The organism is Nocardia abscessus (genome assembly GCF_015477775.1).
Taxonomy (GTDB): Bacteria; Actinomycetota; Actinomycetes; order Mycobacteriales; family Mycobacteriaceae; genus Nocardia; species Nocardia abscessus_A.
The window spans coordinates 216,503-233,669 of record NZ_JADLQO010000011.1 but is presented as its reverse complement, the minus strand read 5'-3'; the positions used below and the strand labels follow the sequence as shown (position 1 = coordinate 233,669).

Annotated in this window: 13 protein-coding genes and 1 pseudogene; 9 read left to right on the top strand and 5 right to left on the bottom strand. The window is 67.8% G+C overall.

The annotated features are described in order from the left end of the window. Positions 1–31: 31 nt before the first annotated feature. A complete protein-coding gene (locus IU450_RS26105; protein WP_195152383.1) occupies positions 32–415 on the bottom strand; it encodes a DoxX family protein in 384 nt (127 codons plus the stop codon). 308 nt (positions 416–723) lie between these two features. On the opposite strand from IU450_RS26105, the gene IU450_RS26100 reads away from it, so the two are divergent. Then, positions 724–1,149 carry a hypothetical protein gene (locus IU450_RS26100; RefSeq protein ID WP_195152382.1) on the top strand — a complete coding sequence of 142 codons (426 nt, stop codon included), beginning with the start codon at positions 724–726 and terminating at the stop codon, positions 1,147–1,149. Then, positions 1,150–2,094 carry a hypothetical protein gene (locus tag IU450_RS26095; protein ID WP_195152381.1) on the top strand — a complete coding sequence of 315 codons (945 nt, stop codon included), beginning with the start codon at positions 1,150–1,152 and terminating at the stop codon, positions 2,092–2,094. Between the two features lie 79 nt (positions 2,095–2,173). On the opposite strand, the gene IU450_RS26090 is transcribed toward IU450_RS26095, so the two are convergent. The 3 genes from IU450_RS26090 to IU450_RS26080 all read right to left on the bottom strand — a co-directional run bounded on the left by IU450_RS26090 (position 2,174) and on the right by IU450_RS26080 (position 4,584). Continuing rightward, entirely contained in the window at positions 2,174–2,794 is a 621-nt protein-coding gene (locus IU450_RS26090; RefSeq protein WP_195152380.1) for an LppA family lipoprotein, read from the bottom strand. 153 nt (positions 2,795–2,947) lie between these two features. Further along, the gene (locus tag IU450_RS26085; RefSeq protein WP_195152379.1) at positions 2,948–3,316 is read right to left on the bottom strand and encodes an antibiotic biosynthesis monooxygenase family protein; all 369 of its coding nucleotides are present in this window, start codon (positions 3,314–3,316) and stop codon (positions 2,948–2,950) included. Between the two features lie 23 nt (positions 3,317–3,339). Continuing rightward, complete coding sequence (locus tag IU450_RS26080; protein ID WP_195152378.1) at positions 3,340–4,584, bottom strand: TIGR03618 family F420-dependent PPOX class oxidoreductase; 1,245 nt, start codon at positions 4,582–4,584, stop codon at positions 3,340–3,342. A gap of 333 nt (positions 4,585–4,917) precedes the next feature. Here IU450_RS26080 and IU450_RS26075 point away from each other — a divergent pair. The 7 genes and pseudogenes from IU450_RS26075 to IU450_RS26045 form a co-directional block, all read left to right on the top strand. Continuing rightward, positions 4,918–5,790 (top strand): annotated as a pseudogene (locus IU450_RS26075) (3-hydroxyacyl-CoA dehydrogenase NAD-binding domain-containing protein); the annotation flags it as partial. A 346-nt stretch (positions 5,791–6,136) separates the two neighbouring features. Beyond that, positions 6,137–7,078: an RNA polymerase sigma-70 factor gene (locus tag IU450_RS26070; RefSeq protein ID WP_195152377.1), complete on the top strand. Its 942-nt coding sequence runs from the start codon at positions 6,137–6,139 to the stop codon at positions 7,076–7,078. 791 nt (positions 7,079–7,869) lie between these two features. After that, on the top strand, positions 7,870–9,345 hold the full coding sequence (locus IU450_RS26065; RefSeq protein ID WP_195152376.1) for an NAD(P)/FAD-dependent oxidoreductase: 1,476 nt from the start codon (positions 7,870–7,872) through the stop codon (positions 9,343–9,345). 49 nt (positions 9,346–9,394) lie between these two features. Beyond that, the gene (locus tag IU450_RS26060; RefSeq protein ID WP_195152375.1) at positions 9,395–11,296 is read left to right on the top strand and encodes a 3-deoxy-7-phosphoheptulonate synthase; all 1,902 of its coding nucleotides are present in this window, start codon (positions 9,395–9,397) and stop codon (positions 11,294–11,296) included. A gap of 719 nt (positions 11,297–12,015) precedes the next feature. After that, complete coding sequence (locus tag IU450_RS26055) at positions 12,016–14,346, top strand: nitrate- and nitrite sensing domain-containing protein (RefSeq protein WP_324197826.1); 2,331 nt, start codon at positions 12,016–12,018, stop codon at positions 14,344–14,346. A gap of 32 nt (positions 14,347–14,378) precedes the next feature. Beyond that, positions 14,379–14,795 carry a roadblock/LC7 domain-containing protein gene (locus IU450_RS26050; RefSeq protein ID WP_043692599.1) on the top strand — a complete coding sequence of 139 codons (417 nt, stop codon included), beginning with the start codon at positions 14,379–14,381 and terminating at the stop codon, positions 14,793–14,795. Further along, a complete protein-coding gene (locus tag IU450_RS26045; protein ID WP_195152373.1) occupies positions 14,792–15,166 on the top strand; it encodes a DUF742 domain-containing protein in 375 nt (124 codons plus the stop codon). Before IU450_RS26050 ends, IU450_RS26045 begins: the two co-directional genes overlap by 4 nt. Before the next feature lie 22 nt (positions 15,167–15,188). On the opposite strand, the gene IU450_RS26040 is transcribed toward IU450_RS26045, so the two are convergent. Then, the gene (locus tag IU450_RS26040) at positions 15,189–17,144 is read right to left on the bottom strand and encodes a GMC family oxidoreductase (protein ID WP_195152372.1); all 1,956 of its coding nucleotides are present in this window, start codon (positions 17,142–17,144) and stop codon (positions 15,189–15,191) included. Positions 17,145–17,167: the final 23 nt, after the last annotated feature.

The following is a 17,167-nucleotide window of genomic DNA, read 5'->3' as shown; positions in this document are numbered from 1 at the left end:
GGGTGGCGAAGCCGCCGGACGTCTCCACCGGTCAGCTGGTGAAGGGCTCGGGTCCGAATCGGCCCCAGGCCACGTAAGCGGCCAAAGCCAGATAGACCAGGTTCAGCACGATGAATTTGGCTTCGCCGTCGCGGAGATGGGCGACCATCGCGCCGAGCATCAGCAAGACCCAGCAGACGGCTGTCACCGGGACCATCACCGAGGCGATGCCGAGCACGGCAGGCAAGATCAAGCCGACCGCAGCAAGGAGTTCCAAGACCCCGAGGGTCTTCACGAAGCCGACGCTTGCGCGTGCGGTCCATCCCCCACCGGCGGCCTCCGCCAGTTTCTCCTTGGGCACGAATGTCTTGGTGATGCCGCCGGCCACGGCGACTGCGGCCAACAATCCGGCAGCGATCCACAGACCGAGATTCATGAGGTCTCTCCTTGCAGGGTGGTCGGCGACTCGGGGCTGGAAGCCGGAGCCGCGATCGGTCCTGCATGAGATGCCGACGGCCCGATCCCTGTGACAGACCGGCCGGGTGAGACGCGTCACGAGGGTGGCGGCTGTTGGTCTCGGCTGCCGGCATGCGGGCCGGACCCCGGCCAGCATGCCGTTGGCAGGCCCGCGCCAACGCCCGAATATCTTCTCTCTGAGCACAATTCGCGTCCACAGTTACCGTGGGCCGTCGCGATGCTACGTTGGGACCCGACGTTCACCGGAGCGCACGAGACGAGCACCGCGTGGCATCTGGAGTCCGCGACGACGGGGAGGGATCGGTGGAGCCTGCGCAGCGGGATGCCCTTCGAGTGGGCGGCGGCTTGGCGTACGTGTGCCGGAACTTGGCCGAGATCCGCAGCCTGCTCGGCGACGACGGCAGTGACCCGTCCACCCCACTGCAACGGCTGCTCGCTCGCGCGCAATCCGGTGACTCGCCCGGTATTTCGTCCCTGCTGGACGCGGTGCACTCCGCGCTCCAGCAAGCCGGTGACGCCCGAGGGATATTCGGCAATCTCCGCGGTATGGCGGGCGTCGGGCTGCGCCCGATCGAAATTGTCTACCGGTGTCCCAACGCGCTGTGCACCGGCCGTCAGGATGACGAGGTCGGTGCGGAAACTCCCCGATGTGCCGTCACAGACCGGGAACTGATCAGGGATACGAAGCGCTGAATGGGCGGCCTGTGGAGCGAACTCGGCAAGAAGCTGGCCGAGCGATGGGTGTCGTTGCTGGTGCTGCCCGGCGCGCTGTACCTGGCGATCGCTGCGATCGCGGTATTTCTCGGGCAGGGACGCGCGCTCGATATCGGCCTCCTCGTCCGCAAGATCGGCTCTGCTGCCGCGAATCCGACGGTGTCGAGCGCCGGTGGTCAGGCCATTGTGCTGGTCGCGATATTGGCGGGCGCGACAATGGCGGGCCTGCTCGTCCAGGCGATCGGTACGGTCGTCGAGCGGGTCGTGCTCGCCGCGGATTGGCAGAGCTGGCCGCGGCCCCTCTCGACGGTGGCCGCCCGCGTGGTGAAACGACGGCAACGCCGGTGGAAAGCGGCGCACAGGCGCTACCACGAGCAGGATCGGCGTGCTCTGGCACCGGACCCCGCGGACCGGCCGGATCCGGCCGTCCGGCATCGTGCGGCCCGCGACAGGTCAAAAATCTCGGTCGAGGAACCCGAGCGTCCGACCTGGAGCGGTGACCGAATTCATGCCGCGGCATCGCGCCTCGACCGCGACTACCACCTCGACCTCGCCACGGTGTGGCCGTTCACCTGGCTCGTGCTGCCGGATGTGGCCCGCGATCAGGTCGCGCAGACCCGTGCAGGCCTCACGCGGGCGTCGAACCTCGCCGCCTGGTCCGCGCTGTATCTCCCGCTGGGCGTGCGTTGGTGGCCCGCGTTCGTGATCGCGGTCGTCGTCGCCGTATCGGCGCGCAATCGCATTCGCGCCTCGGTGGACGCCTACGCCCAAGCCCTGGAGGCCACCACCCGCCTGTATGCCACCACCTTGGCCGGTGAGCTCGGCATCGGCCACACCGGTTCGCTCACCAAGGAACTCGGCGGCGCGCTCACCCGTGCGCTCCGCGCGTCGCCGCTGCCGCCGCCGGAACCATCGCCGCGGTAGTCGCCCGACACCTTCTTCGCCGCCCTGTAAACAGCGCCACCGTCGCCAGGCCCGGTACGACTTCTCGCCCGGCTCGGCTTTATCCACCTGCCCGATCGCCTGTGGGCAAGCGGCAGCCGACGGTCGCGGTGATCGTCATCGACCGGGTATCGGCGAAGACCGACATCTCGGTATTGCTGCCCCACGCCGCGCCGTCGCCGCCCTCGAAGGTGACGTGCCGGTCCGGCGACGAGCTGCTACCGGGCAGCATGTCCGTCGCGCCGACGGACGCGGCCAGCGCGCGGGCCGTCTGCTGAAATCCGGGCCACGCCTCCTCGGACAACGAACCATCGGCTCGATAGCGCGGTAGGACGACGCGTCTGCCACCGGTCTGCGCGTACGGGCCGTAACAGGGCCCGAGCGCGCGGTCCTCGCTTCGGCTCCACCGCAGCGCCGGATCGATCGCCGAGGCGGCGGCCGCGATCCGCTCGACGACCGACGCCATCTGCTGTTCGGCCACCTCGGAGGACGGCAAATCGGCCAATTCAGCGGTAGCGGCGGCGATTTCCGCCGCGGAAGGCGGCGGGGCGGGCTCACCGAGCAGGGTCGCGCATCCGCTCGCCGTCAGCGCCGCGACCACGAGCGCGACAGGCCGGTGCAATGCCACGAGCGGCGATCGCGATCCGGTCATCATCACCCCCCACGCTTCCGGTAGTCGCACAGAACGCCTCCCCCGCAATCCTATTCGGGACCTGTTCGGCACGACGTCGACGCAGCCGGATCAACCCGCCGCTCAAAGAAGTGCGGGCGACGAACCGGGACCGGCCGCACCCCGTCTCGCGGGTGCGGCACCGGAAGCTTCGCCGGCCGGTCGTCAGCCGGTGCAGATGCCGGGAGCGGCCTGTTTGGTGAAAAGGTGTGGGGAGGACTCCACGCTGTCGGGATACCCCTCGGTGGTCTTCCTGAAATCCGAATCGGAGACAGCGGCTTTCAGCAGGTCGGTCGATTCCCAGACGGCCATATTGACGAACGTTCCCGATGCGCCGATGCCGCGATGCATCTGGGCGGAGATGAAGCCGGGGCAGCCTTTCATGTACGCGGCGTGCACTCGCCACGCAGCCAAGAACTGGGCGATGTCGGCGGGGTCGACGGTGAATTTGTTGATGACGATGACCGGAGCGGCGTCGACGTCCAGTTGGTCGAAGAAGTCGACACGGGGATCCATCCGCGTGAGTGTGGGCATGGCTGTTCCTCCAGCGTGGTAGTTCAGAGCCGGCCGACGATCCGTTCGGGGGTGACCCGCACGGTGACCATCGGGGTGTCGCCATAGGTCGCCGCGGCGTCGGGATTGGATTCGGCGTAGGTCGCGCCGGTGTACTTCAACGACAGCCGATCTCGCAGTTCGCGGCCGCCGTCGACCAGGGTGGCGGTGCCGTGGATCGCGGCGTAGGTGTAGGGCTGCTCGGGTGGGCTGACCAGTACGCTGACTCGCGCGTCACGACGCAGGTTGCGCTCCTTGCGACTGCCCGCGCCCACCGCGAAGAGAACGTCGTCGCCGTCGCGAAGAATCCACACCACCGACTGATGCGGACTGCCGTCGGGCTGGACCGTGGCGACGGTGGCGAACACCGGCGAATCGAGGACCTGCCGCAATCGGGCCTCGGACACACCGAGCGCGGCTGACTGCAGCCGGCCGAGCAGGCTCGCCGTCTCGCGGTACAGTCGCGCCGCCGCCGCGGTATCGAACGCGGGTCCGTGCACGTCCAAGCGCTCGCCCTGCACGATCGCGGTGAGTGCGTCACCCGGCGGGTTGTCCAGCACAGCCAGAATCGGGCCGATCGCCGTATCGACCGATTGCGCGGTGCGGCGCAGTGTTTCGATCCTGGCCGCCATCTCGGCGTCGTAATCGCCGGACAGCGCGGTGTTCACCACCCCGGGATGCAGCAACACGTACCGCACCCTGGCCGACACCGGCCGGCGCGCGAACTCGATGCCCAGCAGATCGTTGAGCTGGCCTGCCTGGGTGAGAGCACGCAAACCGTGGTAATCACGCTCGTGACCGAGGTCGTCCCAGCGGATCTCGCTCGTACCGCTGCCCGGACCGCCCACATTCACGATGACCGGATTCTCGGCCCTGTTCAGCAGGTCGATCAGTTCGTAGCTGAGCACGAATCGGCTGAGGTAGAACAGCGCGAAGGTGTACTCGAACCCTTCCGCGGTGACGAGCCGATCGGACCGGTAGTGCCGGGCACACAGCACAAGGGCGTCCAGTGTCGTGAACCGGGCGCGGATGGCGTCGATGGCACTGCGCGTGTCACCGATGGAACTCAGATCCGTCGACACGAAATGCGCCCGATCTTCGGCACCGAGCGCCGCGGCGGCATCGAGAAACTCCTTACCCTTCACCGGGTTTCGCCCGATGACCAGAACGGCGTCTCCTTCGGCCAAGCGCTCGAGGGCGACAGCCCGCCCGATACCGTCGGTCCCGCCCGCGACAACAACATGCTTCATAGCATCGAAGCTAACGTATCGGTTCACCGCTGTCATCAGAACAGTACATAAATTTGAACCAGCTGGTAAAGATCACGCAGTCCTCCTGCGCCAGGCGAGTTTATTGGCCTATCGCCAATACAGTGCCGACCGCCATATTGACAATCCACCAACAGCGCGGGAGATTTGTTGACGTGACGCCAACAAGGCGTGCGCGAGTCGCTGCGCGCGGCGAGGGGCCCACCACTTCCCCTCGCCCCGCAGTCCCCAACACCTGCCTGGCGAGCCTGCCGCCGTCGTTCGCGATCATGGGCGAGCAGGGCGGTTTCGATGCCGTCGCGCTACAGCGTTACCACTAACACCTCCACTCTGCCGATCACCGATCTGGCCACCGGCGTCACCCGGCCGAAGGATTTCATCGGCCTGCACTTCTTCTCCCCCGTGGACAAGATGCCGCTGGTCGAGATCATCGTCGGCCAGGACACCAGCGACGAAACGATCGCTCGCGCGATTGATTACACCCTCGTTATCAAGAAGACTCCGATCGTCATCAACGACAGCCGCGGCTTCTTCACCAGCCGCGTCATCGGCCAGTTCATGGACGAGGCCGTCGCGCTGGTCGCCGAGGGGGTGCATCCGGCCACCGTCGAACAGGCCGCCACCCAGGCCGGCTACCCGGTCGGCGCGCTCGCGCTCACCGATGAGATCAATATGAAGCTGGCGCAGAAGATCCGGCGCTCTTTGCGCGAGAACTTCCTCGCCGACGGCAAGCGCTGGGTCGATTGCAACGCCTATCCGCTGGTCGATGCCATGGTCGAGGAGTACGACCGTCCCGGGCGGCTGGAAGGCCGCGGCTTCTACCAGTACGACGAGCAGGGCAACAAGGCCGGTCTGTGGCCGGGACTGGTCGAGAAATACACCAAGGAAGACCACGGCATCCCGTTCCGTGACATACAGGAACGCATGCTGTTCTCCGAGGCCATCGACACGGTCCGCTGCTTCGACGAGGGCGTGCTGCGGACGGTGCCCGACGCCAACATCGGATCCATTTTCGGCATCGGCTTCCCGGCCTGGACCGGCGGCGTGATCCAGTACATCAACCAGTACGAAGGCGGTCCGGCCGGCTTCGTGGCACGCGCCGACGAGTTGCGCGCTCGCTACGGCGACCGGTTCGAGGTACCGGAATCGTTGCGCGCCAAGGCAGCGGCGGGAGAAACCTACGCCTGAGCCCGACCCAGCGGGCAACCGGCCCGTGCCCCGTCCGGGGCACGGACCTTCGCGTTTCCGGCCTCCGGGTCCGCCTGCGAGTCGCCGGCTCACTCGGATTCCGGCACGGTGTCTGTCGGTCCACTCGGCTACATTCCCGGATCGGTGAGGGCGCTGGTCCGGGATCCGGTGGCGCCCGTTCTTCTGAGCTCCGGCGCGGCGGCGGTCGTGCACTTCGGGTGACGCCACGCCGCCCCGGCGGGACATAGTTCGGCCGCGGGTCGCATTGGCTACCGTCTGGTGTGTCACAAAACGGCAGGGACCGGTGTCTTGTGGGTGACACAGTCAGCGTGAAGAGGAGCCACTTATGACCGGCACGTCACAGAACGCGCCCGGAGCTCACGACCGGGGTACGAGCCGGGACCACCAAGCGAACCCCGCCACCGAGGCGTTCCTCGCTCACCGCAACCTGCTGTTCACCGTCGCCTACGAGATGCTCGGTTCCGCCGCCGACGCCGAAGACGTCCTGCAGGAGACCTGGCTGCGCTGGTCGGGCGTCGACCTCGGCACCGTGCGGGATCAGCGCGCGTACCTGGTCCGGATCACCACCCGCCAATCACTCGTCCGGCTGCGCACGCTCGGCCGCCGAAAAGAGTCCTACGTCGGGCCCTGGCTACCCGAACCGCTGCTCACCGCACCCGACGTGGCCGAGGACGTCGAACTGGCCGACAGCGTATCGATGGCGATGCTGCTGGTGCTGGAGACGCTCACGCCGACCGAGCGGGCGGTGTTCGTACTGCGCGAGGTGTTCGACGTCGGGTACGACGAGATCGCGGACGCTGTCGACAAGAGCCCGGCCACGGTCCGCCAGATCGCGCACCGGGCGCGGGCGCACGTGGCCGCGCGCCGACCGCGTGGGATCGTTTCCCCGGCCGAGACCCGCGATGCGCTCGAGGCGTTCCAGCGGGCGGTCGAAACGGGCGACCTGCAACGCCTGCTCGACATCCTCGCACCGGATGTCGTCCTGCTCGGTGACGGCGGCGGCATCGTGCAGGCCGTGCCGCGGCCCATCGTGGGCGCAGGCCGGGTGGGCCGGGCGCTCACCATCGGGCTGCGCAGGGTCGCCGCCGCGGTGTCCCTGCGCCCCGCGCAAGTCAACGGCTGCCCGGCGCTCATTCTCCGCCTCGACGAGGAGCTCGACACCGTCTTGGCGGTGCGGGTCGACGACGGCCTCATCACCGGGATCTACGCCGTGCGCAATCCCGAAAAGCTGTCGCGCCTACGGCACGAGACAGCTCTGCGCCGCTGAAGATCCGTGTGCCCGTCCGGGTGTAAGCGGCGGACCCGATCGCATCCGCCCGATGCCGGGCGGGCCCATTGTCCTCGCGCACGCGGGTTGCTTCGAGCCCTTTCCGCCGGGAGTGAAGCGCCCGGACGCGTCGCGTCCTCCGACGCCGTCGCCGAGGGATTCATCGCGAGTGTCACGCCCACCGACACCACGGCGCGCACTGCGCGAGCAGGCCATTTCCCCGGCAAATCGACCGCGCCACAACGTTATCCGTCCGGGCGGTGCATCGCCCGGAGTTGGCCGGAGCGGCGATGAGGTCACCGGCCGAGTAACTCCGGATGAACGGCCGGTGCGATCCGAGCGCCCACCGTATCCTGAATCAGTACGGAAAGCGGGGTGATGTGCAGACGACATACGCCATCGCCGCCTACCTCGAAGTTCCACGTACCCCAGGCGCGTTTCCATCGCGTTGCTGAATCACCCTCCCCCGCAACGGTTTCTGTCTCGTCGACGCTGTCCGTCTCTTTCGGAGTCGCAGGCCGCCCCGAGTGACGCGACTTCGACGGAAGGTCTCCCGCGGGGATCTTAGCGACCCCATAGCAATCCTCTGATCGATAGACCAAGAGTTGCCAAATCTGTTCTCAATATTGAGGATTCGCTATCGATTGCTACAATCAAATCGTGCACCGTTAGCATAGCTAATCAGCGGCAATGCTTTGTCCGGGCTAGCCCACCACCATGGCTCGCCCGGGGTTCTTCCGTCACTGAAAACCGGCGCACGATCCGTTGTCGGCAGTTCCAGGGAGTTTGCTATGGACAATCCGCACGTACTGGTCATCGGCGGCGGCCCAGCCGGGTCGACCACCGCAGCCCTGCTCGCCAAGTCGGGGGTCCGGGTGACCCTCCTGGAACGAGATAAGTTCCCGCGCTATCACATCGGCGAGAGCTTGTTGGCATCGGTGCTGTCGACACTGCGCCTCTCCGGCGCCTACGACGCCGTCGCCGCCCATGGCTTCCAGGTCAAACGCGGCGGCCATTTCCAGTGGCAGAACGACGACTGGCTGCTGGACTGGTCCAAGCTCGTCGACGCGGAGGCATGGTCGTGGCAGGTCCAGCGCGACGTCTTCGACGAGATACTGCTGCGCAACGCCGCCGAGCAGGGGGCGAAGGTGATCGAGCACGCCACGGTCACCAATGTACTGTTCGAGGGCGATCGCCCCACGGCCGTCGAATGGACCCTCGAGGGTGACGACCAGGTCCACACCGTCGAGATCGACTTCCTCGTCGACGCCTCTGGACGGGCCGGTGTGCTGGCCAAAAAGCAACTCGTCGACCGCCAGCAGCACCCGGCCTTCCGCAACGTGGCGGTCTGGTCGTATTGGGAAGGCGCACACCTACATCCGGACAGTCCGGAAGGCGCGATCAACGTCGTGTCCACTCCCGAGGGCGGCTGGTTCTGGAACATTCCGTTGTCGAACGGCCGCCACAGCGTCGGCTACGTCGTCTCCGCGCGCAAAGCCGCCCCGAAACTTCGTGAACAAGGACGCGAGGCGTACTACCTGGACACCATCCGCGACAGCGCGGCCATGAGCAAGCTGCTCGAGGGCGCGCGACAGGTCGCCGAGGTCAAGGCGGAGCAGGACTATTCCTACAGCTCTGACCGGTTCTGCGGTCCCGGCTGGGTGGTGGTCGGCGACGCGGCGTGCTTCCTCGATCCGCTGTTGTCCAGCGGCGTGCACCTGGCGACCTACTCGGGTCTGGTCGCGTCGGCGGCGATCGCGACCATCTTGCGCGGCGAGCTGAGCGAGGCCGACGCCCTCGGCTTCTACGAGCACGCCTACCGGCGGGCCTACACAAGGTTCCTGGTCCTGGTCTCCCGGATGTACGAACAGTATGTAGGGTCGGAGGAGTACTTCGCGCATGCGGGCACGCTGACCACCGGGCACAGTGGTGACACGAAGCAAGCTCAGTTCACCGAGATCATGGCGGGACTCACCGACATGGACGAGTCCTCGGGAGCGCAGCAGCGCGCCACCACCGAAACCATCATCTCCGCGGCCGAACGACTCCACGACGAGTCGGCGAATCTCGAATACATGGGTCACCTGGATATGTCCGTCGTGTGGGATCACTGGCGTGATCCGCTGGCCGACACGACGACCGGCGAACTGCGCATCACGACCGATCCGGTCCTCGGCCTGACCGATCGACCGAGAACGGACGCGGAAGTCTCCGCCGTGGCTCGCCCCGTTCTCCCACCGACGGCGGCCGGCGCCACCACCCACTAGCGCCGGTTCGGTTCGGACTTCTCGTGACAACCACCTCACGGAGCCGGCCGTGACGATCACGCACACCGGCCCCGAACCACCGGGTGATTGCCCGCCCGGTGGTTCGGGTCTCCGTAAACAGGGCGGGGTCGAACGATTCCGCCACCCGCTGACCAGAATGCTGCTGGGCAGTGACGGTTTCACCACCCCCGTGCTCGCGGCGATTCTGGGCACCGAGCTGCAGATTCGGGTACTGCGCCAGGACGATATCGCAGCCGGTCGGTTGCCGAGCACCGTCACCGAGGCCTTGCGTGTATCCGGCGCCGATCGCCTCATCGTCCGTCGCTCGTGTCTGGTCAACGCCGATCTGGTCACCGCATCCGTCAACTACGTCGTCGCCGTGCGCGGGCCTGCGGCCGCGTCCGGGGTGGACGATGTGCGGGTGGCCATCGGGTCCGGCCTGATTTCGCGCGGGATGTCCCAGCGCAGGCAGCTGCTACGGACCGGCGTGACGAGATGGCCGGATGGCAGGATGTGCGCGGCACGGTCCTACGTCATGCTGCTCGGCGATCGGCCTCTCTGCTACATCCGGGAGTCGTTCAATCCCAGCGTCGTTCCACCCGCCTATGCCCCCGCGACCGATGATGATCCGCCTTGGGCCGACGAACCGGAACGCGCGGAGCCCGGATCCTTCACCCTCCGAACAGCACTCCCGGCCACGCAGGAGCCCACGGGCAACGGGCGGACGGATACCCCGCCCGCGACACTGTGGGGCCGCGTGCGGCGCTCGCGCCCACTGCCCGCGCTGGTGCACCCGGAGGAGTGCGAGACGCTCACCGCCGGTTTGGCCAGGGCAGTAAGCGGGCGGGGCTTCGTGCTGCACCTCGGTGGCAGCGGCGACCGATCCACCCGAGGTGGTTCCCGTGCCGTCGATGCCCGCCGGGCGCTGATCTACGCCGCGGCGGCGGTCATGGCGCACGGGTCGGGTGAACCGGTCGTCGCCATCGAACGAGCGGCCGTGCGGTATCCCGGACCGCGCTGGATCCCGGACGTACTCGGCCCCGCGGCGGCGTCTTTCGTCGGCGCTGGGACCGATGACGGAAGCGATCTGCCCGGCCGCACGCCGGACCCGGTGCCGAAGAGGTCCGTTCGCGCGGCTCGTGACGGCCTGCGCGGCGATCGCCTGCCACTCACGCTATGTGTGAACATCTTGCGCCGTGCCGCGGATCGCTGCCACGACCCGGTGCGCCGCGATCTGCTCCGCGAGGTCGGTGGACTGTTGCCCCTCGCCGCGATCGCACCGCCGGGCGCTCACGAACTGCACAGTTCTCTGGGGCCGCTGCACGTCTCACGGGAACCGGTCCCGCCCGACGCGGATATCCTTCCCCCCCACAGCGCCCACCGGCGCGGGTGGGATCGTTCGGCACACCTGCTCTGGATCGGCGCCGAGACCCGCCAGGCCGCGCGCGCCCAGGTACGGTTCGCCGCCGGGGTCGGCAACCCTGTTGCCGTAGCGCTCGGTCCCACCACCACCCCGCACGAGGTCGAGTTCCTGTGCCGCACGTTGAATCCGCAGAAGGTGCCCGGCAGACTCACCCTCGTTCCGGGGCTCAGCGCCGCCTGCACCCGCGACAGGCTCCCGGCCCTGTTCGATGCGGCTACCGCGTGCGGAACTCCGGTCTGCTGGGTGTTCGATCCGCTGCCGCACGCCCCGCGTACCCGGCACGGCCACTTACCTCTGCTCGGCGAGGTTGTCATCGACGGCATCCGAGCGTTCTTCCAGACCTGCCGGGCCACCGGCACCGTACCCGGCGGCCTGCATCTGGAATGTGCGCCCGAAACAGTCGTCGAACGCAACGAAGTGCGGGATGAACGCCGAACGAAGGACTGTCGAAGCCGGCACGGCCCCGGCCTCGATCCGGCGCAGACCCTGCAGTGTGTCATCGCGGCGCTCGAGTCGAGGGCCGCCTGATCGATTGCGGCCCGCGCCACGACGTCCCGTTCCGCGACTCCGGAAAACCGGAGCCGGGCAGCGCGCCGCGAGTTCGTCCGCACCGGCCGCCGCAGCGACCACCGGGAGCCGAGTCCCCCTGACTGGGAAGCATATTCGCGCATCCGGCCACTTCGGGTACTGTCCCATCCACGTGCACTCGACAGGTCGAGCTACACGGTTGGCGGGCTGATGTAATTCGAGAAGAATGGCCGGTAAGTTCGTGGTCGGTCTCCACCGGTCCGGGCAGTTGCGGATTTCACCCGCAGAGCTCGAATCCCGGCACCGGAGAACTCGGCGGGTATCGACGCTGTCGCCCACTCGCGCACGGTGCCACATGCGAGTCACCTGCACTGATCCGCCGTCATCGCCGCCGCCTCTCGCCGCGGACCGCACCGCTGAGCGGACGCGCATCCCGGAAAGAAAGGGCCGCCCCTCCTGCGCCACCCCAGCGGTCCTACGGGAGGTGCAATACAATTCAGGAATAATTGCGGTTCACTTGTGGAGTATCACAAATCCGTGTGATTCGCGATGTGATCGCTACGCTTTCGTTATTCTTCGGACGGGTACAGGTGAGGTGTCGGCCGGCCGGGGCGGCGCCGTGTTGGAGGTAGGCGTTTCCAGCCGTGAGCAAGTGGTCTGAACTACGCACGTCCGCTGTGGGACTGGTGCGGTCGAGTCAGCGCGATGTCCGTGGTCGAGTGAGTGTGCGGGTGCGACTGCTGGCGATCGTGCTCATCTCCAGCGTCACGCTGCTCACCATCGGCGTCGGAGCGGCGGGCTATCTGGTGAAATCCGCTCGTGAGGCGGAGGAATGGGCGGAGCTGGCCAGCAGCACGACAGCGCCTGCCATTCTCATGGTGCAGGCGTTCCAGGAGGAACGCCGGTTGTCGCTGTTGTATCTGGCAGGTGACGCCGAAGTCTTGGCCGGGCTCGCCGCCGCGCGGCAGCGCTCGGACGCCGCGCTGGCGGCGGTGATCGACAAAGGCGATGCCGCCCGCAAACTCAATCCCGGCGGCTCCGCCTCGGATATCGAGGGCTACAACAAGCTGTTCGCCATGGTTCCCACGCTGCGCGCCGGGGTCGACGCCCAGCAGGCGCCACCGAATGATGTATTCCAAGTATTCAGCCAGGTCATCGGCACGATCGTCGCCGCGTCCATGCTGGCCGCCCGGGTGGCGCCGCAAGCCGACATCGCCATCGAACTCGGCCATGGCGTCGAGCCCCTGCGAGCAGCCGAGGCATTGTCGATGGCGGACACATTGGGCGCGGTGGCATTGACCCGCGGCGAACACACTCCCGCGCAACTGACCGAGTTCAACCGGCTGGTCGGCGAATTCCGCAGCCAGGTCGCCTATTCCAGCCGCGTGCTGAAGGGCACCCGGCTCGCCCAGCTCGAGGAGATCACTGCCGGAGCGGCCTACCAGAAGGTGATCGCGATGCAGGATGCGGTGATGGTCCGAGGACCGGTGGAGGCGGGCACCGACTTCGATGATTCGACTCGTTCCACGGACGGTGCCGGAAGAACCCAGGGCACCCGCTCGTCATCCACGACCGCGGCATTGCCCATGAGCGTCGCGGCCTGGCAGGATGCGTCCGGCCAGGTGGGCTCGGCGCTGTTGAAGCTGTGGGATTTCCAGAGCCGCGACGCGCACGACATCGCCCGCGAGCAAGGCGACCGGACCGCGCGGCAATCCCTGCTCGGCGGCGCGGCGGTGTTGCTGGTCGCGACCCTCGCCTTCGTCGCGGCGCTGGTGCTGGCCAATCGCTTCATCGCGCGGATGCGCAGATTGCGGCGCGACACGTTGGAGCTGGCGGACCAGCAGCTGCCCGATCTCATGCACAGGCTCGGCCGCGGCGAGAGTGTGGACTCCGAGAAGGAGCTCACGCGCCTCGATTTCGGTTCCGATGAACTGGGTCAGGTGGCCGACGCCTTCAACCGTGCGCACGTCGCGGCCGTGGCGGCCGCGGCGGCGGAGGCGAAGACACGCGCGGGCGTCAACGCGGTGTTCCTCAACATCGCCCATCGCAGTCAGGTCGTGGTGCACCGCCAGCTCGCACTGCTCGACCAGGCCGAGCGCAAAGAGGAGAACGCCGACCAGCTCGAACTGCTGTTCCAGCTGGATCACTTGGCGACGCGGGCCCGGCGCAATGCCGAGAACCTCATCATCCTCGGTGGCGAACAACCGGGTCGGCGCTGGCGAAAGCCGGTGCCGCTGCTGGACTTGGTCCGGGCCGCGGTCGCGGAAAGCCTCGACTACACCCGCATCCAGATCGGCCGGCTGCCGGATATCCAGGTATCCAGCAACGCCGTGGCCGACCTGATCCATTTGATGGCCGAGCTGACCGACAATGCGACAGCCTTCTCACCCCCGCAGGCGCGCGTCGAGGTGACCGGCGTCGTGGTCGGGCGGGGTGTGGCGGTCGAGATCATCGATCAGGGTCTCGGCATGTCGGACGCCGAGTTCACCGCGCGTAACGAACTGCTGTCCAACCCACCCGATTTCAGTGTGGTGACCTTGTCCAGCGAGACCCGGCTGGGCTTGTTCGTGGTCGCGAAGCTGGCCCACCGCCACGGCGTTTCGGTGCGATTGGGTGAATCGGTCTACGGCGGCGTCCGGGCCGTGGTGCTGCTTCCGAGCGCCCTTCTGCAGACGGAGACGCGGCCATACGAACAGAGCGACGGCGGCCCTGCCGAACCGCCGGAGACACCGATGTCGGACAACGCAGGACCTCGGCAATCTCCGGTAGTGCGACGATCGGCATGGTTCACCCCGCCTTCCGAGCAAACCCCGGCACCGAGCGCGCGCCTCGAACACCGTGGATTCGGCTCGGACACCACACCGTATTCCGAGCCCGCCACGGATACCCGGCCGCCGTTGCCACGTCGCCGCCGCCAATCCCCCGAGGAGCAGGCGGCGCCCGCCGCCGCCCCGGTCCGGCAGCGGACCGCCGACGAAGCGCGCAATCTGATGAGTGCCATCGAGAGCGGAACCCGCCAGGGACGCCGGAAGCGTCCCGACCTCGACTAGTCCGCGATCCACCCCACCATCGGAAGGCGACGATGACTACTTCCCAGGGAACCGGCTTCGGTTGGCTGCTCGACGAGCTGGTCACCGGACTGGTCGGAGCCCAGTCCGCGGTGCTGCTGTCCTCGGACGGACTGCTGCTCGGGCACTCGAACCAGCTGGACAAGGCCGACGCCGAGCGGTTCAGTGCGATGGCTTCGGCCCTGCACAGCCTGTCGCGCAGCGTCGGTCACCATTTCGACGCCGGTGGCGTCTGCCAGACCGTGGTGGAACTCGACCGGGCGGTGCTGTTCGTCACCGCGGCGGGCGCCAACGCGTGCCTGGCGCTGCTGGCGTCCGAAACCGCGGACATGGGTATGGTGGCCTACGAGATGAACCAGACGGTGCAGCGAGTCGGAACACATCTTTCGGTCGACACACGCCCGCACCCACCCGCTTCGACACAGCCATGACTTATCCGCACGATCCCTGGTACGAAGAAGACGCCGGACCGCTGGTCCGGCTCTACGCCATCACGCGCGGCCGGGGTCGTGCCGCGCGACCGGAACTGAACCTGACCACCCAGGTGGTCGATGCCGCGCCCGGTACCGCGCTGCGGCGCACCGAGCCGGAATACGCCGCGATCGTGCAGTTGTGCCACACCCCGCAGTCGGTGGCCGAGGTGTCCGCGCGACTGCACCTGCCCCTGACGATGACGAAGGTCCTCATCGGCGACCTGCTCGACGACGGCCGACTGATCTGCCGGTCGCCCCAGCCCGCGATGGGGTCGGAGTCGGACCTCGGTCTCCTGCGCGCCGTGCTCGACGGCATTCGAGCGCTGTGACCGCACCGGCTCCGACCGACGCTCAGACCAGCTGCGCGGCAAGCCTTTTCGCGTTCATGTAGGCGATCGCCTCGATCGACACCATGGGGTTGACGCCCGACGCCGTTGGGAAGCAAGACGCGTCGGCGACGACGATGTTCGCCACTTCCCAAGTGGCGCCGTCGGGGTTGGTGGCCGAATCCTCCGGCGAGCCGCCCATCCGGGCCGAGCCCATGATGTGCAGCGCGCCGAGGGAACATCGCCCGGGGCCGTACCCGGCGGCCCGGCATGCGGCGGCGAACTCGGCGTGCGAGCCGCGCCGGCCCGGTTCATAGGAGACGCCGGCCTGGTGCCCGGAAAAGATGCGGTGCGCGCCGGCCGCCTCCAGAATGCTCGCCGCCCCCTCGATTCCGGTGTGCAGATGGGCGGCGTCGTAGTCCGACAACCGGTACTCGACGATCGGCTCACCGCCGCGGTCGACGGACACGCTGCCCGGGTCACGGTCGCGCGTGATGATGCCGATCGCGTTCGATTTCGCGAAATCGAGCATGGTGGCCCGATGGCTCTCCGCGCCGCGCCAGCTCATGAACCCGGTGGCGAGACCGGGATGGATCGGACCGGTTTCGTAGATCACGCCGTAGCCGTTGCCGTCCAGATCGCTGTGCCTGCGGCAGATCCGGGTCTGCAAGCCGCCTTCCCACGGCCTGATCTCCTCCTCGAACACGCCGAACACCGCGGCCGCCGGGTGCAGGCGCAGATAGCGACCGATGTTGTCGTTGCGCAACCCGGAACGCCGCAGCAACGCCGGGGTCTGGATCGCGCCGGCCGACACCACGACCGCACGTGCGTGCACCTCGATCGCCACGCCGTCGGAGGTGACCGCCGAGACTCCCTGAGCCCGGCCGCCGCGCACGAGGATGCGCCGCACGTCGGCGTCCACGACGAGGCGGGCGCCCCGGTCGGCCGCATCGGCGAGCCAGGTCTTGGTCACCGACTGCTTGGCGCCGAGCCGGCAGCCATATCCGCATCGACCGCACTCCACACCGGCGTCGCAGGCGTCGGTGACGTTGCGCGGCAACGTATCCACTTCCCAGCCCAGCGCCTTGGCGCCGCGCTCCAGAACGCCGTCGCGTGCGGACAACACCGAACGCCGATCGGTGACACCGAGGCGCCGCTGCACCACTTCGAGCGCCTCGTCGAACTCGGTCTCGGCGAACTGACCGGCGCCGAGCGCGGCCCACTCCGCCCGCACGTCCTGCGGCGTCGGCAAGGAGGTGCTCCAGTTCACGACCGTCCCGCCACCGAGGCAGGTGCCCGCGACGAGGGTGATCTGACCTTCGGTGGACGCGGGCGGGCCCGGCGCGTACAGCTGCTGCAGTCCGCCGAGTTCGCCGGTACCGAAATCGCGGTCGTCGTAATAGTTCCCGCGTTCCAGCACCACGACGTCGAGACCCGCTTCGGCGAGGACCGCCGCCGCGACACCGCCACCCGCACCGGATCCGACGACCACGACATCACACCGCAGTTCGGTGGTCTCGGTGCACCGCAGCGGCGTGAGCGCGGGTGCGGGCGCCGTCGGCAGCGGACCGGTCGGGGCCGGATAGCCGATCTCCTTCCACAGCGGATTGACGCCCGCTGGGCCGGGAGTGATGTTGTAGGACAGCAGCGACGCTTGTTTGAGCGCTTGGAAGATCACCCGCACCGGCTCGAAGCGGGAATCGGCCAGCCGCAGCAGCGCTCGCTCCCGCTGCTGCTGTGACAAGCGGGAGAAGCGGCGCGGACCGCTGCCGGTCAGCAAGCCGGTCAGCCGGGAATCCCACAGGTTCAGCAGCGTGGCCAATTGCTTCTTCTCGGCCTCGCGCGGGTTTCGCCCCAGGATCTGGAAGACGGTGTCGACGGCGCCGAGCGCGCTCGCCGACGGCAGCGTCAACCCGTCGCCGGGGTTGAACGTGTCGCAGATCAGGTTCAGCGCGGCGCGTTGCTTGGCTGTTGGTTCCATGTCGAACAGTCCCCTTCGTTTCG

Excerpts from the sequence above, each read along its gene's own strand:
- IU450_RS26105 (WP_195152383.1), bottom strand. The coding sequence starts at position 415 with ATGAATCTCGGTCTGTGGATCGCTGCCGGATTGTTGGCCGCAGTCGCC.
- IU450_RS26095 (WP_195152381.1), top strand. The coding sequence starts at position 1,150 with ATGGGCGGCCTGTGGAGCGAACTCGGCAAGAAGCTGGCCGAGCGATGG.
- IU450_RS26085 (WP_195152379.1), bottom strand. The coding sequence starts at position 3,316 with ATGCCCACACTCACGCGGATGGATCCCCGTGTCGACTTCTTCGACCAA.
- IU450_RS26080 (WP_195152378.1), bottom strand. The coding sequence starts at position 4,584 with ATGAAGCATGTTGTTGTCGCGGGCGGGACCGACGGTATCGGGCGGGCT.
- IU450_RS26070 (WP_195152377.1), top strand. The coding sequence starts at position 6,137 with ATGACCGGCACGTCACAGAACGCGCCCGGAGCTCACGACCGGGGTACG.
- IU450_RS26065 (WP_195152376.1), top strand. The coding sequence starts at position 7,870 with ATGGACAATCCGCACGTACTGGTCATCGGCGGCGGCCCAGCCGGGTCG.
- IU450_RS26050 (WP_043692599.1), top strand. The coding sequence starts at position 14,379 with ATGACTACTTCCCAGGGAACCGGCTTCGGTTGGCTGCTCGACGAGCTG.
- IU450_RS26045 (WP_195152373.1), top strand. The coding sequence starts at position 14,792 with ATGACTTATCCGCACGATCCCTGGTACGAAGAAGACGCCGGACCGCTG.
- IU450_RS26040 (WP_195152372.1), bottom strand. The coding sequence starts at position 17,144 with ATGGAACCAACAGCCAAGCAACGCGCCGCGCTGAACCTGATCTGCGAC.